This is a genomic window from Vicinamibacterales bacterium, from assembly GCA_036504215.1.
Classification (GTDB): domain Bacteria; phylum Acidobacteriota; class Vicinamibacteria; order Vicinamibacterales; family Fen-181; genus FEN-299.
In genome coordinates this window covers 1-26,638 of sequence record DASXVO010000007.1, presented here as the reverse complement: position 1 = coordinate 26,638, position 26,638 = coordinate 1, and the positions used below count along the sequence as shown (strand labels likewise).

Below are 26,638 nucleotides of genomic sequence, written 5' to 3'. Positions count from 1 at the left end.
CGGCAATCGTTCTCTATGAAGACACTTCGTTCCGCCTTGTTGATTGTCGGGCTCGTCGTGGTGGCGTTTGTCGCCGGCTCGTGGATCACGTGGGTGACGTCCGGCCGGGGGCAGGTTCAAAACAGCCGGAAGATCCTGTACTGGATCGACCCGATGCATCCCTCCTACAAGTCGGATCAGCCCGGCATCGCCCCCGACTGCGGCATGCAGCTCGAGCCGGTCTACGCCGACGAGGCCGGCCAGCCAATCGTGGCCGGCGCGGTCAAGGTCTCCAATGAGAAGCGCCAGCTGATCGGCGTGCGGGTCGGCGCCGTCGAGTCGAAGCCGATCGAGCGCACGATTCGCACGGTGGGCCGCGTCTCGGTGGACGAGAGCCGGCTCTATCGGCTCATGGCACCGACCGAGGGCGTTGTGCGGCAAGTGACGACGCTGGCGAGCGGCAGCCTCGTGCGCAAGGATGACCTCCTCCTGTCGATCACGAGCGGCGAGTACGACGGCCGGGGCCGCGTCAGGCCGGTGGGTGCGGCGCAGGTCTACTTCTCCGAACTCGATTCGATGGAGCGGCTCACGAAGGGAAAGGGCGCGCCCGACCAGCTCGAAGCCGCGAAGACCACGCTGCAGAACGCGTACGACGCGCTGGCCAACATCGGGATGAGCGAGTACCAGATTGCCACGCTGGCCAGGACGCGGAAGGCAACCCCCGAGATCGAAGTGCGGTCGCCGGTGTCCGGGTACATCGTCGACCGCAACGTCTCTCCGCGTCAGCTCGTTGCCAAGGGAACCGAGCTGTATCGCATTGCCGACCTCGGGAGGGTCTGGATCCTGGTCGACCTCTTCGAGCAGGAGAGTCGCGTGCTCAAGCCGGGCATGCGCGTCAGCTTCTCGCCGCCATTCGGCCAGACGCGCCCGATCGAGGCGCGTGTCGGGCAGGCGCTGACGCAGTTCGACCCCGAGTCGCGCACCATGAAGATCCGCCTCGAGGCGAACAACGCCGACTATGCGCTCCGGCCCGGCATGTTCGTGGACGCGGAGATCCCCGTGTCGCTGCCCGCGGCGATCACCGTCCCGTCCGACGCGGTCGTCGATTCGGGCCTCCGGAAGACTGTCTTCGTCGACCGTGGCGGCGGCTACTTCGAGCCGCGCCCCGTCCACACCGGCGCGCGATTCGACGATCAGGTGGAGATCGTCAAGGGGCTGTCGGTCGGCGAACGGATCGTCCTGTCCAGCACGTTCCTGCTCGACTCGGAGAGCCGCATGAAGGCCGCAGCGATGGGCATCTCGTCCCCGGTGCGCGACCCGGTGTGCAACATGGATGTCGACGAGGCCAGGGCGAAGGCGGCCGGACGGACCGTCACGCACAGGGGGCACACCTACTACTTCTGCTCGGATGACTGCCGGGAGAAGTTCGGGAAGGAACCGGCGAAGTTCGCGACTCCTGATCTCTGATCCCGGATTCCGTTCGCATGATCAACAAGATCATCGATTTCTCCGTTGACAACAAGGTCATCGTCTTCGCGCTCGTCCTCGCGGCGGCGCTGCTGGGCGTGTGGTCGATCCGCCACGCGCCGCTCGACGCCATTCCCGACCTGAGCGACACGCAGGTCATCATCTTCTCGCGCTGGGACCAGAGCCCCGATGTCGTCGAGGACCAGGTCACGTATCCGATCGTTTCGGCGATGCTTGGCGCGCCGAAGGTCAAGGCCGTCCGCGGCTTCTCCGACTTCGGCTACTCCTACGTCTACGTCGTGTTCGAGGATGGCACCGATCTGTACTGGGCGCGGTCGCGGACGCTCGAGTACCTGTCGAGCGTCACCCCGACGCTGCCCCAAGGCGTGAGAACGCAACTCGGCCCGGATGCCACCGGGCTCGGCTGGGTCTTCCAGTACGCGCTCGTCGACACGAGCGGCAAGCACAGTCTCGCCGAGATCCGGTCGTACCAGGACTGGTATCTCCGTCCGTATCTCAAGGCGGTGTCCGGGGTCGCCGAGGTGGCGCCAATCGGCGGATTCGGCCGTGCGTACCAGGTGAACGTCGATCCCAATCGCCTGCGTGCGTATGGCCTCCCCATGACCGCCGTCGTCGAAGCGGTGCGCGGCAGCAACAGCGAGGTTGGCGGGCGGCTGCTCGAGTTCGGTGGAACTGAATACATGGTCCGCGGCCGCGGCTACGCGAAGTCGCTCGGGGATCTCGAAGAGACGGTCGTCTCCGCGAGCGGTGGCGGAACGCCGATCCGCATCCGCGACATCGGCCAGGTGGTGCTCGGCCCGGATCTGAGGCGCGGCGTGTCGGATCTCGACGGCGGCGGCGAGGTGGTGTCCGGCATCGTCATCATGCGGCAGGGCGAGAATGCCCTGGAAGTCATCGACCGCGTGAAGTCGAAGATCAGGCAGATCGAGCCGGGCATGCCGTCCGGCCTGAAGCTCGTCCCGATCTACGACCGCTCGGATCTGATCAAGCGGTCGATTGACACCCTGAAATCGACGTTGCTCGAGGTCGTGGTCACCGTCGCGCTCGTCATCCTGCTGTTCCTCCGGCACCTTCCGAGCGCGATGATCCCCATCGTCACCATTCCGCTGGCGGTGCTGATCTCCTTCATCCCGTTCCGCATGCTCGGCGTCACCGCCAACATCATGTCGCTCGGCGGGATCGCCATAGCCATCGGCGCGCTGGTCGATGCCGCCATCGTCGTGGTCGAGCAGACGCACAAGAAGTTGGAGGAGTGGCAGCGAAACGGCCAGCACGGCGACGCCCGCGACGTCGTCATCACGGCGGTCAAGGAGGTCGGCGGGCCATCGTTCTTCGCGCTGCTCGTGATCGCGGTGTCCTTCCTGCCGGTGCTCACGCTCGAAGGGCAGGAGGGACGGCTCTTCAAGCCGCTGGCCTACACGAAGAACCTGTCGATGATCGTCGCCGCGGTGCTGGCGATCACGCTCGATCCGGCGCTCCGCCTGCTGTTCATGCGGACGGGTCCGCTGGCGGTGCGGCCCGCGTGGCTCTCGCGGGTGGTCAACGCCGTGCTCGTCGGCAAGATCCACCAGGAAGAAGGACATCCGGTCAGCCGCTTCCTGATCCGCACCTACGAACCGGTGGTGGCCTGGGCGCTACGGAAGAAATGGACGGTCATCGGCGGCGCGGTGGTGCTGATCCTCCTCACCATCCCGGCGTTCGCGAGGCTGGGCTCGGAGTTCATGCCGCCGCTCGACGAGGGTTCGCTCCTCTACATGCCCTCGACGATGCCGGGCATCTCGATCACCGAGGCGCAGAAGCTGCTGCAGGTGACCGACCGGATCATTGCGTCGTTCCCGGAAGTCGATCGGGTGCTGGGCAAGGCCGGGCGCGCGGAGACTTCGACCGACCCCGCGCCGTTGTCGATGCTCGAGACGATCATCACCCTGAAGCCGAGATCGCAATGGCGTCGGGTGGACACCTGGTACTCCGCCTGGGCGCCCGAGTGGCTGAAACCGATCCTGCGCCCGCTCACGTCCGATCGGATCTCGCAGGAACAACTCGTCGCCCAGCTGAACGACGCGCTCAAGCTCCCTGGCCTCTCCAACTCGTGGACGATGCCCGTCAAGGGGCGAATCGACATGCTCACCACCGGCGTGCGGACACCGATTGGGCTGAAGATCTCCGGGGTGGACACGAAGATCATCGGTGAGATCGGCACCCGGATCGAGGCCATGCTCGCCCACGTCCAGGGGACGCGGAGCGTGTTCGCGGAGCGCACGGGGGACGGGTTCTTCCTCGACGTGGTGTGGGACCGCAACCAGCTCGCTCGATACGGCTTGAGCGTGGATCAGGCGCAGGCCACCGTGCAGAGCGCGATCGGCGGCGAAACGGTGACGACGACGATCGAAGGGAGAGAGCGGTATCCGGTGAGTGTGCGGTACCTGCAGGATTTCCGCGCGGACATCGGCGCCATCGGGCGGGTCCTCGTGCCAACGGCCGACAAGGACCGCCAGATCCCGCTGGCGCAGCTGGCCTCGGTGAAGATCGTGACGGGGCCGTCGATGATCCGCAACGAGGACGGCCTGCTCACTGGCTACGTGTACGTGGACCTCGCGGGCCGCGATCCTGGCAGCTACGTCGAGGACGCGGACCGTGTGCTGCGGGCCGGGCTGAAACTGCCGCCCGGGTACGCCTTCTTCTGGAGCGGTCAGTACGAGGCGATGCAGCGCGTGCGCGAACGGCTGACGATCGTCGTCCCGATCACGTTGTTCCTCGTGTTCATCCTGCTCTACCTGAACACCCGATCGCTCGCGAAGACGCTCATCGTGGCGCTTGCAGTGCCGTTCTCCGCAATCGGCGCGGTCTGGTTCCTCTACCTGCTCGGCTACAACATGAGCGTGGGTGTCTGGGTCGGCCTGATCGCCCTGCTCGGTGTCGATGCCGAAACGGGCGTGTTCATGCTGCTCTACCTCGACCTGGCCTACCAGCGGGCCGAGCGCGAGGGGCGCCTGCGCACCCCCGACGACCTGCGCGCCGCAATCATCGAGGGCGCCGTCAAGCGGATCAGGCCGAAGTTCATGACGGTCGCGACGACGTTTCTCGGACTGGTGCCCATCATGTGGGCCACCGGGACCGGTTCGGATGTCATGAAGCGGATCGCGGCGCCGATGATTGGCGGCATCTTCACGTCGTTCATCCTGGAACTGGTCGTGTACCCCGTGGTGTACCAGGCGTGGCGATGGCGGGGGCTGACCGAACAACGGAGGCCGCTCTCATGACGCTCACGGGATCGGACCCCATCCGAATCCTGATTGCCGACGATCACCCCATCTTCCGCGGCGGCCTGCGCCGGCTGCTGCAGTCTGAGCCGGGCCTGAGCGTCGTCGGAGAAGCCGCGGACGCTCACGAGACGCTACGGCAGGTCGACGCCTTGCGGCCCGACGTGCTGCTGCTCGATTTGAACATGCCGGGTGGCGGCCTTCTCGCGCTGAAGGAGTTGCATGCGCGGCGGGCGGACGTCCGGGTCGTCGTGTTGACCGCGTCGATCGATCGCGCCGAGACGATCGAGGCGCTGCGCTGGGGCGTGCGCGGCGTCTTCCTGAAGGCATCGGCAACGAACCTGCTGTTCCGGTGCATCCGCGCGGTGACGGGCGGCGAGTTCTGGATGGCGGGCGACGGCGTCCCGGACGTGGTCACGCCGCCGCAGCCGACCACGAGGCCCGCCGACCGACGGAGCGCGGATCGGACCGATGCGACGCCCGCTGAGCTGCTCACGCGCCGCGAACTCGAAATCATCGCCGCCGTCGTCGACGGCGGCACGAACCGCGACGTGAGCCAGCGCTTCGGCGTGAGCGAACAGACGGTGAAGAACCACTTGTCGCACATCTTCGACAAGGTGGGCGTCTCGAGCCGGCTCGAGCTTGCGCTCTACGCGGTCCACCGCGGCCTGGTGGACCGGGTGCCGGCGAACGGGCGGGCCGAGAGCTGACCGAGGGTCAGGATCCCAGCGCCGCCCCGAGACGTGGCAGCGCCTCGGCGAGCACCTCGGCGCGGCCACCGAAGCCGAGACGGAAGTGGGCCGGCGCCTGGAAGAACCGGCCGGGCACGAGGTCCACTTCGTACTCGCGCTTCAGCCGATCGACGAACGGATCCGCGTCCTTCACACCGCGGATACGGGGGAAGACAACCGTGCCGCCCAGTGGAAGGACGCATTCGAGTTCCGGGTGCGCGGCCAGGAAGCTCCGGACGGCCGCCCCGTTCGCGTCGAGAATCAATCGCGCCCTCGCCTTCAGCCGATCGAGGTGCTCGAACGCGAGCACAGACAGCCGCTCCGCCGGGAACGCTCCCGTGCCGTCGACGATGTCGCGCGCACGCCGCACGCGTTCGGCGACGTCGGGCGCCGCGATCGCCCAGCCGCACCGCAAGCCCGCCAAGCCGTAGCTCTTCGTCAGGCTGTTCGTGGTGATGAACACGGGCGCACGCGCCGCGGCCGGTGTGCGGGCGCCCGGCACGGAGTCCAGATAGACTTCATCCACGAGCACGCGTGCTCCGTGGTCCTCCGCGATCCGTCCAACCTCGTCGAGATCCGCCTCGTCAGCCAGCGCACCGGTCGGATTGTGCGTGTTGGTGACGACGACGAGCCGCGTCTTCGGCGTGATGGCCGCGCGCACGGCGTCTGGATTCAGGCGATAGGCGTCCTCGAAGCGGCGGTCGAACCGTGTCACACGCGCGCCGATCAGCGCGGCCGGTCCGAAGAGCGGATCGTAGCCGGGCCGCTCGACGAGCACCTCGTCTCCGGACCGCAACAGCGCGGCGAACACCAGGAAGTTCGCTCCCGACGTCCCCTGCGCGGTGGCGATCATCTCCGGGGTCACGCCGTAGCGCGCGGCAATCGCCTCGATCAGCGGACGGTAGCCGTTGTCGTTGTCGCCGTGCAGCTCGAGTGCCTGATGGGCGCCCGGCAGGTCCGAGAGTTCGCAGTGGAGGAGATTGCTCCCCGACAGGCTGAGGCGGGCCCGCTCGTGCTGCTTCGCCCACTGCATGTACGGTGCGAGAGAGGTCATGATCGTTCCACCCAGACATCCGTCAGGTGCAGAATCGTCTCGACGGCCTTGTCCATCCACTCGAGCGGCACCCATTCCTTCTTGCCGTGGAAGTTCATGCTTCCGTCGAAGAGGTTCGGCGTCGGGATGCCCATGAACGTGAGCCGCGCGCCGTCGGTGCCGCCGCGAATGGACGACCGTTTCACCTCGAGGCCGGCCCGGCGGATCGCCTCCTCGGCATGCGCCATCACGTGTGGGTGCTGGTCGAGCACGTACTTCATGTTTCGGTACGATTCCTTGACCTCGACCGCGACCTTCGCGCCAGCGTGCTTCCGCTCGGCCCACGCCGCGGCCGCCTTCAGCATGCCCTCGAGTTCGTGCAGGCCGTCCTCGGTGAAGTCGCGCACGATGAACTGTGCCTTCGCCTCCGACACGTTGCCGCTGATGGTGGTCGGGTGCAGATAGCCTTCGCGCTTCTCGGTCGTCTCAGGGGTGCGATGCTGCGGCAGCATGGTGATGATGTCCGCCAGCACGCGCACGGCGTTGATCATCTTCCCCTTCGCGTAGCCGGGGTGGACGTCGGCGCCCTGCACGACGACGCTGGCCGAGTCGGCGCAGAAGGTCTCGCTCTCGATCTCGCCGACGCCCGATCCATCGACAGTGTAGGCGTAGGTCGCACCGAATCTCTTCGCATCGAAGTGCTCGGTGCCCCGTCCCACTTCCTCGTCTGGCGTGAAGGCCACCCGGATGGTTCCGTGGATCCGGGCGGGGTCCTCCTGGAGCCGCCACAGCACCTCGAGGATCTCCGAGACGCCGGCCTTGTCGTCGGCTCCAAGGAGCGTCGTGCCATCGGCCGTGACGATGGTCATTCCCTTGCAGGCTACGAGGGCGGGCTCGTCGGCGGCCCGGATCACCACCGCGGGATCGCCCGGAAGAACGATATCGCCGCCGTCGTAGTCGCGGTGGACCTGCGGCTTCACGCCGGTGCCCGACACCTCGTGATACGTGTCCACGTGGGCGAGAAGGCCGATCGTCGGCACCTTGCCGTACGCGGCGTGTCCCGCGGGGACATTCGACGGCAGCGTGGCCATCACGTAGCCGAACTCGTCCATGGCGGCATCGGCCAGGCCGGCGGCCTTCAGGTCATCCACCAGCACGCGCAACAGGTCCTTCTGTTTCTCGGTCGATGGATACGATGCTGAGGTATCGCTCGACTGCGTGTCGACGCGGACGTACCGGCAGAAGCGATCGAGCAGGGACTCTCGTGCGGGCATGACGGTCCTCCTCGAAAGGACTCCGGACGGGCGAGACGCCCATCCCACTCGACTCCGGACGGGCGAGACGCCCATCCCACTCTGTGCGGGCACCAGTATGGCCACCCTGCACGGATGATTGCAACACCGCGCCCCGGCTGCGTATAGAATGCGCTGAACCGAACGGCATCCCCTGGAGACGCCGCATGCAGCTGCACGCCATCGACTACGCGGTCATCGCGCTCTACTTCGTGTTCGTCCTCGGCATCGGCGTCGCGCTCAAGCGGTTCATGCGCACGAGCCTCGACTTCCTGCTCTCGGGACGCAGCCTGGCCACCTGGATAACCGGTCTCGCGTTCATCTCCGCCAACCTTGGCGCCCAGGAAGTCATCGGCATGGCGGCGAGCGGCGCGAAGTACGGCATCCTCACGAGCCACTTCTACTGGGTCGGGGCAATCCCGGCGATGGTCTTCGTGGGCGTCTTCATGATGCCGTTCTACTACGGCAGCCGCGCACGCTCGGTGCCCGAGTACCTGCGCCTGCGGTTCGACGAGAAGACGCGCGGCTTCAACGCGATCTCGTTCGCGGTGATGACGATCTTCTCGTCCGGGATCAGCATGTATGCGATGGGACTGCTCTTCCGGCAGTTTCTCGGCTGGGACATCAACTACAGCATCATCATCGCGGCGTTCGTCGTCCTCGGCTATACCTTCCTCGGCGGGCTCACGAGCTCGATCTACAACGAGGTCCTGCAGTTCTTCCTCATCGTCTTCGGCTTCCTGCCGTTGTCGCTGCTCGGCCTCAAGGCGGTGGGCTGGTGGCCGGGCCTTCAGGCGAAGCTGGCCACGGTGGCCACCGCGCGCGGCTTCGAACCCGGGGTGCTCACGCATTCCTGGCAACACCTCGGGACCGCGGCAGCCAACCCGATGGGCGTCGAGTGGTTCGGGATGGCGATGGGGCTCGGTTTCGTCCTGTCGTTCGGCTACTGGTGCACCGACTTCCTGGTCATCCAGCGCGCCATGGCGGCCAAGTCGATGAACGCCGCCCAGCGCACGCCGCTCGTCGCCGCGATCCCCAAGATGTTCTTCCCGTTCCTCGTGATCCTGCCCGGGATGGTGATCCTCGCCCTGGTCGGAGACGCAGGGTTGATGGACGCGGCCGGCAAGATCGACTACAACCGCGCGTTGCCGGTGCTGCTCCAGAAGCTCTATCCGTCAGGCCTGCTCGGCCTCGGCCTGGCGGCGCTGCTCGCCAGCTTCATGTCCGGCATGGCCGGGAACGTGACGGCGTTCAACACGGTCTGGACGTACGACATCTACCAGACCTACATCCGACCCGGGGCCAAGGACGAGCACTACCTGTGGATGGCGCGGATGGCGACAATCTTCGGCACCATCGCCAGCATTGCTACGGCGTACGTCGCCATGATGTTCAACAACATCATGGATCTTCTCCAACTCGTCTTCTCGTTCATCAATGCGCCGCTGTTCGCCACGTTCCTCCTCGGCATGTTCTGGAAGCGGACGACGCCGAACGGCGCGTTCTTTGGATTGCTGGGCGGAACGGGCGCCGCGGCGGTGCACTACGCGCTGACCGGCGTCGCGGGCGGGCGCCTCGGCCTGCTCCATGTCTACCCGAGCGACATGGCACAGAATTTCTGGGGCGCGATCGTCGCGTGGACCAGCTGCTTCCTCCTGACGACGGTCATCAGCCTCTTCACGACGCCGCGTGACGAAAAGGACCTCGTCGGCCTCGTCTACTCGCTCACCCCGAAGCAGACGAACGCAGGGCTGGCCTGGTACCGTCGTCCGCTCGTCCTCGGCGCCATCGTGCTGGTGCTGTCGATCGCGTTGAACCTGTATTTCTGGTAACCGCGCCCGAGGGCCCAGAGCCAAGGGCCCGGCGCCGACAGCCTGTGAGGTCGTCCCGATGTCCCTCGATCTTCGCGTTCCGATCGGTCTGCTGTTCGGCCTGCTCGGCATTCTGCTGGTTGGCTACGGTGTCGTCAGCGATCCGGCAATCTACCAAGCCTCGCTCGGCATCAACGTCAACCTCTGGTGGGGGATGGTGCTGATCGTGTTCGCGGGCTTCATGCTCGGCACCGCGTGGCTGTCGGCGCGGAAGACGGCGGGATAGCAGGCGGCGTTCCTGCTGTTCCGGACCGCGACTTCCATCCGGGTGGACTTTCTCGAAACTCGTCCCGATTCCCCGTCTCCTGCGAGGTCCCATGCGCACGACAGACGCTGCGGATGCATCCGGCTTCGATACCTCCCGGCTTCCCGACAACGCGTACAAGCCCCTCGCGCCAGGCGGGCGGTACGAGCCGATCGTCCCGGCCCGTGCGGCGATGCCCGAGGCGACGGGGCGGGCGGTGCTCTGGGGCCTGTTCCTGTGCGTCATCTTCACGCTGGCATCCGCCTACTCGGGCCTGAAGGTCGGGCAGGTCATGGAAGCGTCGATACCGATTTCGATCCTCGCGATCGGCCTCGCACGCGTCTACCGCCGCCGTTCGACGATCCTCGAGAACGTGATCCTGACGGGGATCGGCGGCACATCGGGCGCCGTCGTGGCGGGGGCCGCCTTCACCCTGCCGGCGCTCTACATCCTGAAGCTCGACCCACACCCGGTGCAGACGGTGCTCATCTGCGTGGCGGGCGGCTGTCTCGGCGTCCTCTTCCTCATTCCGCTCCGCCGCTACTTCGTGCAGGAGATGCACGGCCAGTTGCCGTATCCGGAGGCCACGGCGATCACCGAGGTCATCGTCACCGGCGAGAAGGGCGGTTCGCAGGCCAAGCTGCTGCTGATCGCCACGGGCATTGCCGGCGTCTACGACTTCTTCCTCACCACCTTCCAGGTGTGGAAGGAGTACGTGGACCTGCAGTTCCTGTCCACCATCAAGGGCCTCAGTGACAAGGCGCGGATGTTCACCCGCTTCGACGCGCAGGTGTTCATCCTGGGCCTCGGCTACGTGATGGGGCTCCGTTCGTCGATGATCCTCGTCGCCGGAGGCGTCCTGTCGAACTTCGTGCTCGTGCCGCTGATCTGGATGATCGGCAGCCACCTGACGATCGACTCCGTCTACCCGGGCACGCTGCCGATCGCGCAAATGGACGCGAACCAGATCTTCCGTGGCTACGTGCGCTTCATCGGCGTCGGCGCCATCGCCACGGCCGGCATCTTCGGGATCGCCAAGTCGCTGCGGGTCGTCGTCGGCTCCTTCTCGATTGCCTTCAAGGCGTTCCGCCGCGGCGAAGGTTCCAGCGCGTTCGAGCGGACGGATCGAGACGTGCCGATCGTCGCCATCCTCCTCGGTGTCGCGCTCGCCACGATCGCCATCGGCATCTTCTTCGCGCAACTGTCGTCGGGGCCGACGGTGTTGATCGTTGGCCTGGTGATGACGCTCGTCTTCTCGTTCTTCTTCGCATCGGTCGCCGCGAACGCGATCGCCACCACCGCGCGCAACCCGGTCTCCGGCATGACGATGCTGACGATCATCATCTCGTCGATCGTGCTGCTGAAGTTCGGGCTCTCGGGCACGACGGGGATGTTCTTCGTGATGGCCATCGCCGGGATGGTCTGCACGGCGCTGTCGGTCTCCGGCCAGACGATTACGGATCTGAAGACCGGCTACTGGCTCGGTTCGACACCCGCGGCGCAGGAGCGCGTGAAGTTCCTCGGGGTCATCGCCTCGTCGCTGGCCGCGGGGATCGCCATCGTCATCCTCGCGAAGGCGTTCCAGTTCGGCGATGCGGTGCCGGGCGACATGAGGACCGTGCTGCCCTCGCCGCAGGCGTCGATCATGAAGGCGCTCGTGCAGGGCTTCATGAGCCAGCAGCCCGTGGCCTACCTGCTGTTCGGCGTCGGCGGGATGATCGCGGTCATCATGGAGATGCTGAAGGTGCCCGCGCTGACGTTCGCGCTGGGGATGTACCTGCCGCTCGAGCTGAACCTGCCGGCGCTCGTCGGCGGTGTAATCGCCCACTTCGTGGACAAGAGGTCGGACAGGGTCGGCGGCGAGCCCGGACGTTCGATCCGCGAGCGCGGCGTCATCATCGCCTCGGGCTTCATGGCGGGCGGTGCCCTCGGGGGGATGATCGGCGCCGGACTGCGGATGTTCTCGTGGTATTCGGAGGACCTGATCAAGACGCCGTTCTTCGACAGCGAGCCCGTGTCGCAAACCGTGTCGCTCGTCCTCTTCTCGGCAGTCTGCGCCTACCTCTGGTTCGTGTCAACGAAGGAGAGGTAGGGTCTGGGCGCGTATGGCTGACTCACGTTCGGCACGGACAGCCCTCATCACCGGGGCATCGGCCGGCATCGGGGCGGCACTGGCCCGCGTGTTCGCGGCCAATGGGTTCGATCTGATCCTGACGGCTCGACGCGCGGATCGCCTCGAGGCGCTCGCGCAGGAACTGCGAACGCGGTATGGGCGGGCGGTGCACGTGATCGCGGCCGACCTTGCCGACCCGGACGCCCCCGCCCACATCGCGGCCGAGGTCGAGCACCACGGCCTGACGGTTGACGCGCTCGTCAACAACGCCGGCTACGGGTTGCCGGGTGGATTCCTCCATTCGAGCTGGGACGCCCACCGCCAGTTCATCCAGGTGATGGTCACGGCGCTGGCCGAGTTGTGTCATCGGTTCGCGCCAGGAATGGTGTCGCGCCGGCGCGGGTGGATCATCAACGTGGGGTCGGTCGCGGGCCTCGTGCCCGGATCCGCCGGCCACACGCTCTACGGTGCGGTGAAGGCGCTCGTCGTCAAGTTCTCGCAGTCGCTCGCGCTCGAACTCCTCCCGTACGACATCCATGTCACCGCGCTCTGCCCGGGCTTCACGTACAGCGAATTCCACGACGTCAACGGCATGCGGCCGCAGGTGAAACAGTTGCCGCCCTGGATGTGGATGGATGCCGACACGGTGGCTCGGCAGGCCTTCGACGCGGTCATGCGCGGGGACATCGTCCATGTGAACGGCTTTCGAAACCGCGCGCTCGTGCAGTTGGCCCGCTACACTCCCGAATGGCTGCTGAACCGCGTGCTGGCACGCGTCGCCCGCAAGTTCCGACGCGTCTAGCCTCTCGCACCCGCCGCTGTCATAAACGGGATCCGAAGTCGGTATCAATTCGCTCCTGCTGTGCTTGACGCACGGCGCGCGCATCCCTATCCTTGGGCCATTCGCCCCCTCTCCGACTCGCCCGACAGCCAGCACTGCAAGCCCAGCGGCTTGCGCCACCGGACAACAGCCCGAAGGCTTCCACCTCGATGAGAGGGGTGTACCCGTGATCTCCATTCCCGCACCGCGATCGGGATCCGCACATGGCGTTCGGCGCCGCCTCGTCGCGTTCGGATGCTCCATCCTGTCGCTCGGGCTGACGGCACCACTGACGGCCCAGCCCCGCGTCGAGCGTGCGCGATCGTCCGTCGTCCGCGTCTTCGCACTGGACGGTGTCGGCAACCGCGTCGCGTCCGGCATCGGGGTCTTCACGGACATCGGACGGCTGCTGGTGCCCGCGCGGCTGCTCCGAGGCGCGCGCCAGGCGTCCGTGCTCTACGCCGGACGCGAGCAGCGTGTCACGGCAGTGCTCGCCGAAGACCCGCGCGCCGGACTCATCCTCGTGGCGGTCGATCTGCCCGACGGTGCCCCCCCGGCGCTCTCACCGCGGGCGACGCGCAACGGTCGGGCGGATGGCCGTCTTGCGGCGCTCGATCTCGAGGCGCCTCCACGTGAAGTCGTCGTCCAGGCCGTCGTCGACCTTCCCGGCATCGGCCCCGTTCACCGGGTGACCGGTTCGCTCGATGGCGCGGCTGGCGGAAGCCCGGTGGTGGATACGGAAGGAAGGCTCGTCGGCGTCCTGGCAACCCGCGAGGTCGAGCACGACGCCTTCTGTTTCCTCGTCGCCTCGGAGCGTCTGGCGAGGATGTCGTCGGTCGGCCCGCTGACGCTCCCAGAGTGGTCCGGAGCGTCCATCCGCACCGATCCCACCGAGCATCAGCGGTTGTTCCAGCAGGGTCTGCGTGCGGCCCTCGAAGGACGCCATCAGGACGCGCGCGACGTGTTCATCCGGGCCGTCGCACTCGATCCGGTGGATGGCGACGCCTGGGCGGCCCTCGCCGCCTGCCACCGCGAGGACGGACACCGCGAACTCGCCCTCGCAGCCTGGCGGAAGGCGTCGGAAGCCCAACCGCACAATGCACGGTTCCACCACGAACTGGCCGTCGAGTTGGTCGATGCGGCCCGTCTCGCAGATGCCGCGTTGGAGTTCCGGGAGGTGGTGAGGACCAGGCCCGGGGACGCCGAGTCGCAGTTCAACCTGGGCAACGTCTACGGGCGGCTCGGGCGCTACGAAGACGAATACGCCGCCTACCAGGCCACGTTGCGGCTGAACCAGGCCCACGTCGGCGCGCTGAAGAACCTCGGCATCGCCTGTGTCGCATTGGGGCGGTACGATGAGGCGGTGGACGCCTTCGCGCGGGCGGAGCGGCTCGTGCCCACCGACCCCGATGTGCCGGCGAGCCTGGGCGTCGCCTACTTCGATCTGAAGGACTACACCTCCGCCGTCGCGGCCTTGAAGCGGGCCCTCGCGCTGGCACCCAACCTCGTGAAGGCCCACTTCGGCCTCGGCGTTGCCTATGCGGCGAGCGGCGAGCGCGACCTGGCGCGGGCGGAGTGCGGCAGGCTGAAGCTGATCGACGCTCCGAAGGGCGATCGGCTCTGCCGAATCGTCGACGGGATGTAGGCTCGAACCACGTGCCCGTGCTAGCCTATCGGGCACGGGCGAGTGGCGAAACTGGCATCCGCGCAAGACTTAGGATCTTGTGTCCGAAAGGACGTGCGGGTTCGACTCCCGCCTCGCCCACCAGCCTTCGCTCGAGTCGTCCGATCGACCCACACTCGGGCCACGGCTGGCAAGCCAGCGGGCTCCCGGCGAAGGCTGCCACGCCGTAGCCGCCAGGCGCCCGAGGCGGGTGCTCTTCATCTCGCGTCGGGCACGGGCTCGAGGAACGGCATCATCGCGCGCAGGCGGCTGCCGACCTCCTCAATCTGGTGTGTGCGCTCGCGCTCGCGCTCGGCGGTGAACCACGGCCTGCCCTTCCGATCCTCTTCGATCCACCCTCGAGCGTAACTCCCGTTTCGGATCTCCTCCAGCATCGCGCGCATCTCGGAGCGCGTCTCTGCGGTCACGAGGCGCGGCCCGCCGGTATAGTCGCCGTGCTCGGCGGTGTCGCTCACCGAGTAGCGCATGAAGTTCAGGCCGCCCCGGTACATCAGGTCGACGATCAGCTTCAGCTCGTGCATGCATTCGAAGTACGCGATCTCGGGCTGATAACCCGCCTCGACCAGCGTCTCGAAGCCCGCCTTCACCAGCGCGCTGACGCCTCCGCACAGGACGGCCTGCTCGCCGAACAGGTCGGTTTCGGTCTCCTCGGCGAATGTCGTCTCGATGACCCCGGCCCGGGTTGCCCCGATCGCTCGGGCGTACGCCAGCGTGAGTGCGCGCGCCTGGCCCGTCGCGTCCTGCTGCACGGCGAACAGCGCCGGCGTCCCCGCCCCTTCGACGTACAGCTCCCGGACGCGATGACCCGGCGATTTCGGAGCGACCATCGCCACGTCGATGTCCGGCGGCGGCATGATGGTGCCGAAGCGGATGTTGAAGCCATGCGCGAACATCAGCATCGCCCCGGAGTGGAGGTTGGGAGCGATCTCCCGTTGCCAGAGCGTCGCCTGCGCCGTGTCCGGCGCCAGCACCATGACGAGGTCCGCCTCACGGGTCGCAGCATCGACCGTGAGGACTCGCAGTCCGCAGGCTTCGGCCCGCGCCCGCGATCGGCTCGCCGCGGCCAACCCGACGCGAACCGGGACGCCGCTGTCCCGCAGATTCAGCGCGTGCGCATGGCCCTGCGACCCGTATCCGATGATCGCCACTTCCCGCGATCGGATGATCGCGAGGTCCGCAGACGAGTCGTAGTGGACGTTCGTCATGATGCTCCTTCCTCTCATCCCGTTCGCCGGCGATCGCTCACCCTACGAGGCGCAGGCGTAGCCTTCGCCAGTTCGGTGTGCGCGCACGAGTTCCTCTTCGACATCTGCCCCGGTCGCCGTGGTTCCCCGCTCCATCGCCACGCGTCCGGTCCGGACCATTTCGATGACACCGTATGGACGCAGCACCTCGAGCAGGCCGTCGATCTTGTCCTCGGTGCCAGTCGTTTCGATGACCAACGAACTGGGCGTGACGTCCACGACCCGCGCTCTGAACACCTCGGCCAGGTGCATCACCTGCGAGCGGAGCGACGCGTCGGCCGCCACCTTGATCATCGCGAGGTCGCGGCAGACGAGCGCCGTGGCGGTGACGTTGGTGACCGTCAGCACGTTCACGAGCTTGTAGAGGTTGGCTTCGAGCCGCCTGGCTCCGCTCTCGTCCGTCTCGACGACGATGGTCATGCGTGAGACGCCTGGGGCCTCGGTGTGACCGACGGTCAACGACTCGATGTTGAACGCCCGCCGCCGGAACAGCGACGACACGCGATTGAGAACCCCAGGCTCGTTGTCGACGCGGACCACGAAGGTGTGCAACATGCCCTTCTCCAGGCGGCCACCGGCCGCACGACCCATGACGCGATCATCGAAGGCGACGAGGCGGCAATGGATCACCTCCCCGTCATGAGGGAGCCACCGGCCGCCGCATCATCGCGCCGAGATCCGCACCAGCCGGGACCATCGGATACACGCAGTCCTCCTGCTCGACGCGAAAGTCGATCACGAACGTCTGCGGTGACTCTCGGGCCGCACGCACGGCGGGCGCCACCTCGGCTCGCACGCGAACCGTCCGCCCGGGCAGTCCGTAGGCGCCGGCCAGTCGCACGAAGTCCGGATTCACCAACGGTGTCGCGGCGTAGCGGCGTTCGTAGAAGAACTCCTGCCACTGGCGCACCATCCCCAGGTACCCGTTGTTGACGATGGCGATGTTGAGCTTGATCTCCTCCTGGATGACCGTCCCGAGTTCCTGCATCGTCATCTGGAAGCCGCCGTCACCGACGACCACCCACACGTCCTCCTCGGGCCGCGCGATCTTCGCTCCAATCGCGGCCGGCAGGGCGAAGCCCATCGTGCCGAGGCCACCGGACGTGATGAGCGATCGCGGACGCTCGTGCCGGTAGTACTGGGCCTCCCACATCTGGTGCTGCCCGACGTCGCTGACGATGAGGGCGCGGCCGTCCGTCACCCGCCACAAATCGTTGATGACGTGGGCGGCATGCAGGTGGCCGTTGTCCGGCAGTTGCTGGATGTCGCGGACCGCCGCATCGCCTCTCAGTGCCCGAATCTCCGCGAGCCACGCGGCGCGGTTGCCGCGGGGCAGAGACGGCAGGAGCGCCTCCAGCACCTCGCGCAAATCGCCGACGAGCGGCAGATCCACCCGGACGTTCTTGTCGATCTCGCTCGGGTCGATATCGACGTGGATCTTGCGTGCCTTCGGGGCAAACCCGGAGAGGTGGCCGGTCGCACGATCGTCGAAGCGCATCCCGAATGCCAACAGGAGGTCGGCCCGCTGGATCGACTCGTTGACCCAGGCCTCACCGTGCATGCCCATCATGCCCAGATTGAGCGGATGCGAGGCCGGGAAGCCTCCAATCCCGAGCAACGTCATGGCGACAGGCAGTTGTGCGCGATCCACGAATCTCGCCAGCACGTCGCTCGCCTCCGACAGCAGGACCCCGTGGCCGGCCAGCACGACCGGCCTGCGCGCCCGGCGGATGAGTGCGATCGCTTCGTCCAACGCCTCGGGTGTGGGCGACAGGTCGGGGCGGCGGTGGACCACCGGCAACCTCGCCTCAGCCGTCGAATCACCGGCCCCTTGCTGCGCATCCTTGGTGATGTCCACGAGCACCGGCCCCGGACGACCGCTCGTTGCCAACTGGAACGCCTCGCCGATCACGCCTGCAATGTCGCCGGCGCGTGTCACGAGGTAGTTGTGCTTCGTCACCGGCAGCGTCACGCCGGTGATGTCGGTCTCCTGGAACGCGTCGAAGCCGATCGATCCGCTCCCCACCTGCCCTGTCACGCAGACGACGGGCGACGAGTCGAGCATCGCGGTGGCAATACCGGTCACCAGGTTGGTCGCGCCCGGACCTGATGTCGCGACGACGACGCCCGGACGCCCCGTCGCGCGGGCGTACCCATCGGCCATGTGCGCGGCACCTTGTTCATGACGCGCCAGGACGTGCCGGATCGGAAAATCGATCATCGCGTCGTAGGCGGGCAGGATCGCGCCGCCCGGATAGCCGAACACCGTCGACACGCCCTGGCGAGCCAACGCCGCCCACAACGCCTGCGCACCCGTCATTCGCATCGCCCTCACGCTTTCGCTCGGTCTTCGTCTCCAGTCGACATCCTGCTGCGAAGACTCGACCCGCCCTGCCGCCTTCCCGCCTATCCCCCTTCGCGTAGAACTGAAAAGGCCATCGCCCTGCTCAGGTGATGGCCCCCCCGTCGTGCCGGTTGTCTGGACCCTCACCCGGTTTCAACCGGACGACACAGGACGCCGATGATTGCAACCGGCAGCATCCGGCGAGCAGGGGCTGGAACTCGGGCGGCATCGATGGAGAGCGTAGCGGCGGCCAACCCATAAGTCCAATTAGAATATTTCTAGTCATTCATTCGTTTCACTTATGGCATCAGCGGTGACAGCGGTATGAATGCCAGGCGCCCTGAGCGAAGTCGAAGGGAGGGCGCGACGCGAGTTGGAGCATCGCCGGGAGGAGCTCCGCCGTGACTTCCCGCGTCGCGGTGTGCCAGAATTGGAAGGTTGAGGCCACTGTCCCCGCCCCGACCATGGCGCGGATGGCAAGGTTGGCCGCCCGAAACGGGCGTCTCCGCTGAAGCGCGCCTCCCAGAATGCCGATATTCTCCATGAAGAGTGATTTTGTCGACGTTTCCGAAACGAAGAAGAACCTGATCATTGAAATCCCGAGCGAAGAGGTTGACGCCGAGATTGCCCGCGTGACGCGGAACATCGGGCGTACCGCGAGAGTTCCGGGCTTCCGGCCCGGCAAGACCCCCGCGGGGGTGGTCAAGCAGCGCTTTCGCGACGAGATTCTCCACGAGGTGGCGCACGAACTGGTGCCGCGGGCGGTGGACGAGGCGCTGCGCGAGCGGACCATCGAGCCGATTGCGACCCCGGACGTGCGCGACGTGGACGTGAAGGAGGGCCAGCCGCTCAGGTTCACGGCCTCGTTCGAGACGGTGCCGCCGGTGGATCCCGGAGAGTACGGCACGATTCAGTTGCGCCGGTATCCGGAGACGGTCGAGGCTGACGCCGTCGATCAGGCACTCGACCGGCTTCGTCAGCGGGCCGCGCGCTTCGAGCCGATCGAGGACCGCGGTCTCGAACCCGGTGACACGGCGGCGGTGGATCTCGAACGGCGCGCATTCGAGGCGGACGGCACGCCCGGCCCGACCGAGAAGCACGAGAACGTGTCGGTCGAGCTGGGAGCAACGGTCAATCCTCCCGGGTTCGACGACGAGTTGACGGGGCTGAAGGGCGGCGACGAGAAGACCTTCCGGGTCCACTACCCGGCCGACTACGCGATCGAGGAACTGAAGTCGAAGGATGTCGAATACTCGGTGAAGGTCCGCGCGGTCCGGCGCCGCGTGGTGCCGCCGCTCGATGACGACCTCGCGAAGGAAGTGAGCGACGCGGACACGCTGGATGCGCTGCGCGAGAAGGTGCGCGAGGGGCTGGTGCGCGAGATGAAGCGCGAAGCGGACCGCAAGCTCCGGAGCGACCTGCTGAAGGCGATTGCCGCACGGGTCACGGTGCCGGTCCCCGACGTCCTGGTGGAGCGCGACCTCGATCGGCGGACGCAGGACTTCATCCGTCACCTCTTCGACGAGGGGATCGACCCGCGGAAGGCGGGCATCGACTGGGAAGCGTTCAGGAAGGAGCAGCGCGAGTCGGCCGAAGAGGCCGTGCGCGCGATGCTGGTGCTCGACGAGGTGGCGCGGCGCGAGCAGATCGCGGTGACCGACGACGAACTGGGTCGCGAGGTCGAGGGCTTCGCGGAGCGGTCCGGACGGACGCCCGCGGCGGTGCGCGCTCAACTCGAGAAGGACGGCGAACTGGGGCGATTGCGGACCGGATTGCGGCGGGAACGCAGCGTGGATTTCCTCCTGTCGCGTGCTACAATCGCAGGAGACTAATCACTGCCAGCCTGTCCCACTCCACAGCTGATCGCGCGTGACGCGGTCGTTCGCGTGAGCACCAGTCGCCCCGGCGGTTGGTGCGCTCGACGGCCCGGTGGATCGGAGCCTATGTCATCAGAGAAAAGTGTCCCCTATATGCAGTTGGTGCCGATGGTGGTCGAACAGACCAGTCGCGGCGAGCGGGCCTACGACATCTTCTCGCGCCTCCTCAAGGACAGCATCATCTTCATCGGCACGCCGATCGACGACACGGTGGCGAACCTGGTCATCGCGCAGATGCTGTTCCTGGAATCCGAGGACCCGGAGAAGGACATCCTGCTCTACATCAACAGCCCCGGTGGGTCGATTACGGCTGGGCTGGCGATCTACGACACGATGCAGTTCATCCGGCCCGACGTGCAGACGTACTGTCTCGGACAGGCAGCATCGATGGCGGCGGTGCTGCTCGCCGGCGGCGCGAAGGGCAAGCGGTTCTCGCTGCCCAACTCGCGCATCGTGATTCACCAGCCGCTGATGTCGGGGCTGGCGGGCCAGGCGACCGACATCGACATCGCGGCGAGGGAAATCCTGCGGATGCGCGAGCGGCTGAACGAGATTCTCGTGCAACACACCGGACAGGACATCAAGCGCATCCAGGGCGACACCGACCGCGACTACATCATGTCGGCGGAGCAGGGGAAGGAATACGGTATCATTGACGAGGTCATCCGGCAGCGCGCCTGAGTTCGAGTCCGGCGCGTCCGGCGGCCCGTCAGGTCACCCCATTATGGTCAAGAAGAACGGCGAATCCGAGGTCCTGCGTTGCTCGTTCTGCAACAAGGATCAGAACGACGTCCGAAAGCTGATTGCCGGGCCCACGGTGTTCATCTGCGATGAGTGCGTCGAGGTCTGCAACGACATCATCGCTGACGACAATCGGTTCGAGAACCGGGGCACCCGCTCGCAGCTGCCGGTGCCGCAGGAAATCAAGAAGTTCCTCGACGAGTACGTCATCGGACAGGAACGGACGAAGAAGAAGCTCGCGGTCGCCGTCTACAACCACTACAAGCGGATTGAGATCCAGAAGCAGGCGCGCAATCGGAACGACGTCGAGCTGACCAAGTCGAACATCATGCTGATCGGCCCGACGGGGACCGGCAAGACGCTGCTCGCGCAGACGCTCGCCAAGCTCCTCTCGGTTCCGTTCACCATCGTGGACGCGACGACGCTCACCGAGGCCGGGTACGTCGGCGAGGACGTCGAGAACATCATCCTCAAGCTGCTGCAGGCCGCCAACGGCGATATCGAGAAGTGCCAGCAGGGGATCATCTACATCGACGAGGTGGACAAGATCTGCCGGAAGGACGAGAACCCGTCGATCACCCGCGACGTCTCGGGCGAGGGCGTCCAGCAGGCCTTGCTGAAGATCCTGGAAGGCACGGTCGCCAACGTCCCGCCGCAGGGCGGCCGCAAGCACCCGCACCAGGAGTTCTTCCAGATCGACACGACGAACATCCTGTTCATCTGCGGCGGCGCGTTCGTCGGCCTCGACAAGATCATCCAGCGGCGCAGGGGCAACAAGGCGCTCGGCTTCAAGGCCGACGTCAAGCCGATCAACACGCGCGACATCGGTACCACGCTGGAGCAGGTCGAGCCCGAGGATCTGATCAAGTACGGTCTCATCCCCGAGTTCGTGGGTCGGCTCCCGGTGGTCGGCACCCTTCACGAGCTCGATAAGGCGGCGCTGGTGCAAATCCTCACGCAGCCGCGCAACGCCATCACCCGCCAGTACCAGAAGCTCTTCGAGTACGAGAACGTCAAGCTGCGGTTCACCGACGACTCGCTCGAGGCCATCGCCGAGGCGGCGCTCCAGCGCAGAATCGGGGCGCGCGGCCTGCGGATGATCATCGAAGACCTCATGCTGGAACTGATGTACAACCTCCCGACGCAGAAGAAGATCCGGGAGTGCGTCATCACGCGTGAGGTGGTCGAATCGAAGGAACAGCCGATTACATTGATTGAGAAGGCGGGCTAGGACTCCGGGATCTGGGATCCGGGATCAAGGACGTCGCGTCCTATCTGCAGGCCCGGACCCTCGACCCTCGCCTCTGTCCATGTTGGTGTTGGAATAATGGAAGTCTACGAAACTCTCCCGATCGTCCCGCTCCGCGACGTCGTGGTGTTCCCGCACATGATGATGCCGTTCGTCATCGGACGCCCGGCGTCCACCCGTGCCCTCGAGCACGCGCTGCTCAAGGACAAGCGGATCTTCCTCGCCGCGCAGCACGATGCGGCGATCGACGACCCGGCGCCTCAGGACATCTTCACGATGGGCTGCGTCGCCAATATCGTGCAGAGCCTGAAGCTGCCCGACGGGAACGTGAAGGTGCTCGTGGAAGGCGTGGACCGCGCCCGGGCCGTCGAGTGGAAGGAAGACAAGGGCTTCTACCGCGTCGTCGTGAAGGTGGTGGCCAGGCTGAAGGAGAGCGCCGGAGACGTCGAGAGCGCCATGAGCCGTGTCGTGGCGTTGTTCGAGCAGTACGTGAAGCTGTCGAACAACCTGCACTACGACGCGATGATCGCCGCCGTGCGCGTGGACGACCCGGGCAAGCTCGCCGACACGATCGCCTCGCACCTGCTCGTCTCGGTGGACGAGAAGCAGAACCTCCTCGAGATCATCTCGCCGCTCGAGCGGCTGAACCGGATTGCCGGGATCCTCGAGGCCGAGGTGGACAAACTCCAGGTGGACCGCCGCATCCAGTCTCGCGTCAAGAAGCAGATGGAGAAGGCGCAGAAAGAGTACTACCTCAACGAGAAGATGAAGGCGATCCAGAAGGAACTGGGCCGCAAGGACGAGAAGGGGAACGAGATCGACGAACTGAAGAAGAAGATCGAACAGTCGAAGATGCCGAAGGATGTCGAGGAGAAGGCGAACCAGGAACTGAAGCGGCTCGAGTCGATGCCTCCGATGTCCGCCGAGGCGACGGTCTCGCGCAACTACCTCGACTGGCTGATCGCGGTGCCGTGGCACAAGAAGACCAAGGAGAGCCGCGACCTCAAGCGCGCCGAGGAGATCCTCCACGAGGACCACTACGGCCTCGACAAGATCAAGGAACGGATCCTCGAATTCCTTGCCGTGCGCGTGCTGGTGAAGAAACCCAAGGCGACGATCCTCACCTTCTCCGGGCCTCCCGGAGTTGGCAAGACGTCGCTGGCCAAGTCGATCGCCCGGGCGATGAACCGGAAGTTCGTCCGCCTGTCGCTCGGCGGGGTACGTGACGAGGCAGAGGTCCGTGGTCACCGCCGAACCTACATCGGCGCCTTCCCCGGCCAGATCATCCAGATGATGAAGAAGGCCGGCAGCATGAATCCGGTGTTCCTGCTGGACGAAGTGGACAAGATGTCGATGGACTTCCGCGGCGACCCGTCGGCGGCGCTGCTCGAAGTGCTGGACCCGGAACAGAACCACATGTTCCTCGACCACTACCTCGACGTCGAGTACGACCTCTCGCACGTGATGTTCATCTGCACGGCCAACGTCCTGCACACGGTGCCGCAGGCCCTGCGCGACCGCATGGAGGTCCTGCAACTGCCCGGCTACACGGAGCAGGAGAAGACCGAGATCGCCAAACGCTTCCTCGTGCCGAAGTCGGTGAACGGGACCGGCCTGACGAAGGAGAACGTCACCTTCACCGACGACGCGCTGGCGACGATCATCCAGCGGTATACGCGTGAAGCGGGCGTGCGCAACCTCGAACGCGAGATCTCCTCGATCTGCCGGAAGATCGCGCGCCGCGTCGTCATCGACAGCAAGGCCTACAGCGAGGAAATCACCCCCGAGCGGGTGACGCACCACCTGGGCGTGCCGCGCTTCCGTCCGACGATGGCCGAGGAGAAGAACGAAGTCGGCATCGCCACCGGGCTGGCGTGGACCGAGGTCGGCGGCGAAATCCTCGTGACCGAGGCGACGCTGATGCCGGGCAAGGGGCACCTGACGCTCACCGGCAAGCTCGGCGACGTGATGCAGGAGTCGGCACAGGCGGCCATGACCTACGTCCGGTCGAGGGCTGAAGCACTGGGCATCCCAAAGGACTTCAACCGCCGCCAGGACATGCACATCCACGTCCCGGAGGGCGCCATCCCGAAGGACGGCCCGTCGGCCGGCATCACGATGGCCACCGCACTGATCTCCGCGCTGACGCGCGTTCCGACGCGCAAGGACGTCGCGATGACCGGCGAGATCACGCTCCGCGGGAAGGTGTTGCCCATCGGCGGCGTGAAGGAGAAGGTGCTTGCCGCGCACCGCGCCGGCCTCAAGAACATCGTGCTCCCGAAGGAGAACGAGAAGGACCTCGCCGACATCCCGAAGCCCGTGCTCGACGTGCTGAACGTCTACATGGTCGAAACGATGGACGACGTGCTGAAGGTCGCGATGGCCGAACCGTTGCCCGCCCCGATCACGGCAGCGCCGCCCGAGGTTGCCGCGGCCGTCGACGTGGACGACGCGAGGACGCACTAGAACAGGAGCCTGAATCCAGGAGCCAGGATTCAGGAGCGAGGATTCAGGATTCAAGGGTCAGGGGTTGCGGTTCTCGATGGAGTCGCAGCCCCTGAGCTGTTTCAGCCCTCATCGAATGGCATCTAGAATCACATCGGCCGAGTTCGTCATCAGCGCGGCTTCGCGTCGCGACTTCCCCACCGATGGTCGTCCCGAGATTGCCATGGTCGGACGGTCGAACGTCGGCAAGTCCACGCTCATCAACACGCTCGTCCACAAGGACATCGCGCGCACCAGTTCGACTCCGGGTAAGACGCGGCTGGTGAACGTGTACCGCATCGCGCCGGCGAGTGGAAGCGCGTTCTACCTCATGGACCTGCCGGGCTACGGCCACGCGGGCGGCGGCGAGAAGGCGCGGGCGGAGTTTGCGAGCCTGACGTCGCAGTACTTCGAGAGCCGAATGGAGAGTGGGACGGGCGTCTCGTCTGTCCGGAACACGGGCGGGACGCCCGTGCCACTCGAGCAGCCCGTGCCACTCGGGACGCCCGTGCCACTCGTGCAGCCCGTGCCACTCGTGCAGCCCGTGCCACGTGGGCGGCGAGGGCCGCTCGGCGCCGTCGTTCTCGCCATCGACGCCAGACATCCAGGGATGGCCAGCGACATCGAGGCCTGCCACTGGCTCCAGGCCATCGGCGTTCCGTTCCTGATCGTCGCGACGAAGGTCGACAAGCTCTCGCAGTCCGACAGGTCCGGGCTGAAGCGCGAGAGCGAGCAGGCGTTCGGTTCCGCCGTGCTGCCCGTCTCGGCGTTGAAGGGCGACGGGCTCGACGAGTTGTGGCGCCAGATCTCTGAGTGGATCAAGACCGGTGAGTAGTTGCCGGTGAATCGTGGCCAGTCGATCCCGACAGCCGGCCGCGGGCTGACGCGGTGACACAGTGGCCGCAGGCCTCCCGCCTTCGCCCAGTGGCTTCGGCGAGGCAAGCCGTGCCCGCGGGGCGGCAGGAGCATCAATGCGCAATCGCACCTTCCCTCGCACGGGCTGGCCACTCGCCGAAATTGGCTACGGCACCTGGGGCATGGCCGGCTGGAGCGGGTCGTCAGATGCCGAGTCGCTCCAGGCGATGGAGCGCGCGCTGACGCTCGGCTGCAACTTCTTCGACACCGCCTGGGCGTACGGCTCGGGCCACAGCGAGCGACTCCTCCGGCAGTTGCTCTCGGGCCACCGCGGTGATCGCGTCTACGTTGCCACGAAGATCCCGCCGAAGAATGGCCGCTGGCCCGCACGCGCCGAGTACAGACTCGAGGACGTGTTCCCACCGGATCACCTGCGCGAGTACACGCAGAAGAGCCTCGAGAACCTAGGCATGGACAGCGTCGATCTCCAGCAGGTGCACGTCTGGAGCGACGCGTGGGCGGAGGATGAACGCTGGCAGCGCGCCGTGGACGACCTGAAGCGTGAGGGGCTCATCAAGGCCTTCGGCATCAGCATCAACCGGTGGGAACCGTCCAACGTCATCCGGGCGCTGCGGACGGGCCTGGTGGACTGCGTGCAGGTCGTCTACAACATCTTCGACCAGAATCCAGAGGACGAATTGTTCCCGGTGTGCGAGGAACTGAAGATCGCCGTGATCGCACGGGTGCCGTTCGACGAGGGCAGCCTGACCGGCACGCTCACGCCCGACGTGCACTTCCCCGAAGGCGACTGGCGGGCGCTCTACTTTCGCGGCGACAACCTGCGCGACACGATCGCACGAGTGGATCGACTGCACCCGCTGGTGCCGGCCGGCATGACCATGCCCGAGCTGGCGCTGCGCTTCATCCTCGAGCACCCCGCGGTGACGACGACGATTCCCGGGATGCGGCGGGTCGCCAACGTGGAGAAGAACCTGGCCGCGAGCGACGGCGTCCGGCTCGCGCCGGGCGTCATGGCTGCTCTCCGGCACCACCGATGGGACCGGAGGACGGTCATTCCGTAGGACGGGCAGATGAGGGTGCTGAAGGTGCCAGGGGTGCTGGTGGTGCTGCGGGTGCGGTGCTGAGGGTGCCACGGGTGCTGGTGGTGCTGCGGGTGCGGTGCTGAAGGTGGCGATTGAGCGGAAGTCGGGCGAGGTGTGCTACAATTTGTGGTTCGGACTACTCTCAAGGAGCTCGACGTGAAGGAAGGTATCCACCCGAAGTACAAGGAAGTCGATGTGCGGTGCGCGTGCGGGGCCACCTGGAAGA

Annotated in this window: 19 protein-coding genes and 1 tRNA gene; 15 read left to right on the top strand and 5 right to left on the bottom strand. The window is 66.3% G+C overall.

Annotation, left to right across the window (positions count from 1 at the left end; translation table 11 throughout):
• The first annotated feature begins 15 nt into the window (after positions 1-15).
• Genes VGK32_02135 through VGK32_02125 form a run of 3 tightly spaced genes read left to right on the top strand, consistent with a single transcriptional unit; the run spans position 16 to position 5,437 of the window.
• Positions 16-1,446, top strand: a complete 1,431-nt coding sequence (locus VGK32_02135; protein ID HEY3380533.1) for an efflux RND transporter periplasmic adaptor subunit — start codon at positions 16-18, stop codon at positions 1,444-1,446.
• Between the two features lie 17 nt (positions 1,447-1,463).
• Entirely contained in the window at positions 1,464-4,727 is a 3,264-nt protein-coding gene (locus tag VGK32_02130) for a CusA/CzcA family heavy metal efflux RND transporter (protein ID HEY3380532.1), read from the top strand.
• Entirely contained in the window at positions 4,724-5,437 is a 714-nt protein-coding gene (locus VGK32_02125) for a response regulator transcription factor (GenBank protein HEY3380531.1), read from the top strand. The genes VGK32_02130 and VGK32_02125 overlap by 4 nt, the downstream gene beginning before the upstream one ends.
• Before the next feature lie 7 nt (positions 5,438-5,444).
• Here VGK32_02125 and VGK32_02120 read toward each other — a convergent pair whose 3' ends face one another.
• Entirely contained in the window at positions 5,445-6,512 is a 1,068-nt protein-coding gene (locus VGK32_02120; protein ID HEY3380530.1) for a pyridoxal phosphate-dependent aminotransferase, read from the bottom strand.
• On the bottom strand, positions 6,509-7,765 hold the full coding sequence (gene pepT, locus VGK32_02115) for a peptidase T (GenBank protein HEY3380529.1): 1,257 nt from the start codon (positions 7,763-7,765) through the stop codon (positions 6,509-6,511). Before pepT ends, VGK32_02120 begins: the two co-directional genes overlap by 4 nt.
• A gap of 185 nt (positions 7,766-7,950) precedes the next feature.
• Here pepT and VGK32_02110 point away from each other — a divergent pair, with 185 nt between their 5' ends.
• The 6 genes from VGK32_02110 (at position 7,951) to VGK32_02085 (ending at position 14,599) form a co-directional block, all read left to right on the top strand.
• Positions 7,951-9,615, top strand: a complete 1,665-nt coding sequence (locus tag VGK32_02110) for a sodium:solute symporter family protein (GenBank protein ID HEY3380528.1) — start codon at positions 7,951-7,953, stop codon at positions 9,613-9,615.
• 58 nt (positions 9,616-9,673) lie between these two features.
• Positions 9,674-9,880: a hypothetical protein gene (locus VGK32_02105; GenBank protein ID HEY3380527.1), complete on the top strand. Its 207-nt coding sequence runs from the start codon at positions 9,674-9,676 to the stop codon at positions 9,878-9,880.
• A 91-nt stretch (positions 9,881-9,971) separates the two neighbouring features.
• On the top strand, positions 9,972-11,990 hold the full coding sequence (locus VGK32_02100; GenBank protein HEY3380526.1) for an oligopeptide transporter, OPT family: 2,019 nt from the start codon (positions 9,972-9,974) through the stop codon (positions 11,988-11,990).
• A 13-nt stretch (positions 11,991-12,003) separates the two neighbouring features.
• On the top strand, positions 12,004-12,813 hold the full coding sequence (locus tag VGK32_02095) for an SDR family oxidoreductase (protein HEY3380525.1): 810 nt from the start codon (positions 12,004-12,006) through the stop codon (positions 12,811-12,813).
• A 205-nt stretch (positions 12,814-13,018) separates the two neighbouring features.
• Positions 13,019-14,476: a tetratricopeptide repeat protein gene (locus VGK32_02090; GenBank protein HEY3380524.1), complete on the top strand. Its 1,458-nt coding sequence runs from the start codon at positions 13,019-13,021 to the stop codon at positions 14,474-14,476.
• A 36-nt stretch (positions 14,477-14,512) separates the two neighbouring features.
• Positions 14,513-14,599 (top strand) — tRNA-Leu (locus VGK32_02085).
• A gap of 113 nt (positions 14,600-14,712) precedes the next feature.
• On the opposite strand, the gene ilvC is transcribed toward VGK32_02085, so the two are convergent.
• From ilvC to ilvB, 3 genes are all read right to left on the bottom strand, one after another.
• Positions 14,713-15,720, bottom strand: coding sequence for a ketol-acid reductoisomerase (gene ilvC, locus VGK32_02080; protein HEY3380523.1), 1,008 nt, complete (start codon positions 15,718-15,720; stop codon positions 14,713-14,715).
• Positions 15,721-15,762: 42 nt separating this feature from the next.
• Positions 15,763-16,314 (bottom strand): acetolactate synthase small subunit, encoded by a 552-nt coding sequence (gene ilvN, locus VGK32_02075; GenBank protein ID HEY3380522.1) that lies wholly within the window; start codon positions 16,312-16,314, stop codon positions 15,763-15,765.
• A gap of 82 nt (positions 16,315-16,396) precedes the next feature.
• Positions 16,397-18,079 (bottom strand): biosynthetic-type acetolactate synthase large subunit, encoded by a 1,683-nt coding sequence (gene ilvB / locus VGK32_02070; protein HEY3380521.1) that lies wholly within the window; start codon positions 18,077-18,079, stop codon positions 16,397-16,399.
• Between the two features lie 566 nt (positions 18,080-18,645).
• Between ilvB and tig the strand changes: the two genes are divergently transcribed.
• The 6 genes from tig (at position 18,646) to VGK32_02040 (ending at position 26,391) form a co-directional block, all read left to right on the top strand.
• Positions 18,646-19,935, top strand: a complete 1,290-nt coding sequence (gene tig / locus VGK32_02065; GenBank protein HEY3380520.1) for a trigger factor — start codon at positions 18,646-18,648, stop codon at positions 19,933-19,935.
• A gap of 111 nt (positions 19,936-20,046) precedes the next feature.
• Positions 20,047-20,661, top strand: a complete 615-nt coding sequence (gene clpP, locus VGK32_02060; protein HEY3380519.1) for an ATP-dependent Clp endopeptidase proteolytic subunit ClpP — start codon at positions 20,047-20,049, stop codon at positions 20,659-20,661.
• Positions 20,662-20,704: 43 nt separating this feature from the next.
• Positions 20,705-21,952 carry an ATP-dependent Clp protease ATP-binding subunit ClpX gene (gene clpX, locus VGK32_02055; protein HEY3380518.1) on the top strand — a complete coding sequence of 416 codons (1,248 nt, stop codon included), beginning with the start codon at positions 20,705-20,707 and terminating at the stop codon, positions 21,950-21,952.
• A 96-nt stretch (positions 21,953-22,048) separates the two neighbouring features.
• Positions 22,049-24,436, top strand: a complete 2,388-nt coding sequence (gene lon, locus VGK32_02050) for an endopeptidase La (GenBank protein HEY3380517.1) — start codon at positions 22,049-22,051, stop codon at positions 24,434-24,436.
• Between the two features lie 115 nt (positions 24,437-24,551).
• A complete protein-coding gene (locus VGK32_02045; GenBank protein ID HEY3380516.1) occupies positions 24,552-25,289 on the top strand; it encodes a GTPase in 738 nt (245 codons plus the stop codon).
• A 136-nt stretch (positions 25,290-25,425) separates the two neighbouring features.
• The gene (locus VGK32_02040; GenBank protein HEY3380515.1) at positions 25,426-26,391 is read left to right on the top strand and encodes an aldo/keto reductase; all 966 of its coding nucleotides are present in this window, start codon (positions 25,426-25,428) and stop codon (positions 26,389-26,391) included.
• Positions 26,392-26,638 lie beyond the last annotated feature (247 nt).

Coding starts and splice junctions, on each gene's coding strand:
- clpP (HEY3380519.1), top strand. CDS start 20,047: ATGTCATCAGAGAAAAGTGTCCCCTATATGCAGTTGGTGCCGATGGTG.
- tig (HEY3380520.1), top strand. CDS start 18,646: ATGAAGAGTGATTTTGTCGACGTTTCCGAAACGAAGAAGAACCTGATC.
- VGK32_02040 (HEY3380515.1), top strand. CDS start 25,426: ATGCGCAATCGCACCTTCCCTCGCACGGGCTGGCCACTCGCCGAAATT.
- clpX (HEY3380518.1), top strand. CDS start 20,705: ATGGTCAAGAAGAACGGCGAATCCGAGGTCCTGCGTTGCTCGTTCTGC.
- VGK32_02100 (HEY3380526.1), top strand. CDS start 9,972: ATGCGCACGACAGACGCTGCGGATGCATCCGGCTTCGATACCTCCCGG.
- VGK32_02105 (HEY3380527.1), top strand. CDS start 9,674: ATGTCCCTCGATCTTCGCGTTCCGATCGGTCTGCTGTTCGGCCTGCTC.
- pepT (HEY3380529.1), bottom strand. CDS start 7,765: ATGCCCGCACGAGAGTCCCTGCTCGATCGCTTCTGCCGGTACGTCCGC.
- ilvN (HEY3380522.1), bottom strand. CDS start 16,314: ATGTTGCACACCTTCGTGGTCCGCGTCGACAACGAGCCTGGGGTTCTC.
- VGK32_02125 (HEY3380531.1), top strand. CDS start 4,724: ATGACGCTCACGGGATCGGACCCCATCCGAATCCTGATTGCCGACGAT.
- ilvC (HEY3380523.1), bottom strand. CDS start 15,720: ATGACGAACGTCCACTACGACTCGTCTGCGGACCTCGCGATCATCCGA.
- ilvB (HEY3380521.1), bottom strand. CDS start 18,079: ATGACGGGTGCGCAGGCGTTGTGGGCGGCGTTGGCTCGCCAGGGCGTG.
- lon (HEY3380517.1), top strand. CDS start 22,049: ATGGAAGTCTACGAAACTCTCCCGATCGTCCCGCTCCGCGACGTCGTG.
- VGK32_02045 (HEY3380516.1), top strand. CDS start 24,552: ATGGCATCTAGAATCACATCGGCCGAGTTCGTCATCAGCGCGGCTTCG.
- VGK32_02120 (HEY3380530.1), bottom strand. CDS start 6,512: ATGACCTCTCTCGCACCGTACATGCAGTGGGCGAAGCAGCACGAGCGG.
- VGK32_02110 (HEY3380528.1), top strand. CDS start 7,951: ATGCAGCTGCACGCCATCGACTACGCGGTCATCGCGCTCTACTTCGTG.
- VGK32_02130 (HEY3380532.1), top strand. CDS start 1,464: ATGATCAACAAGATCATCGATTTCTCCGTTGACAACAAGGTCATCGTC.
- VGK32_02135 (HEY3380533.1), top strand. CDS start 16: ATGAAGACACTTCGTTCCGCCTTGTTGATTGTCGGGCTCGTCGTGGTG.
- VGK32_02095 (HEY3380525.1), top strand. CDS start 12,004: ATGGCTGACTCACGTTCGGCACGGACAGCCCTCATCACCGGGGCATCG.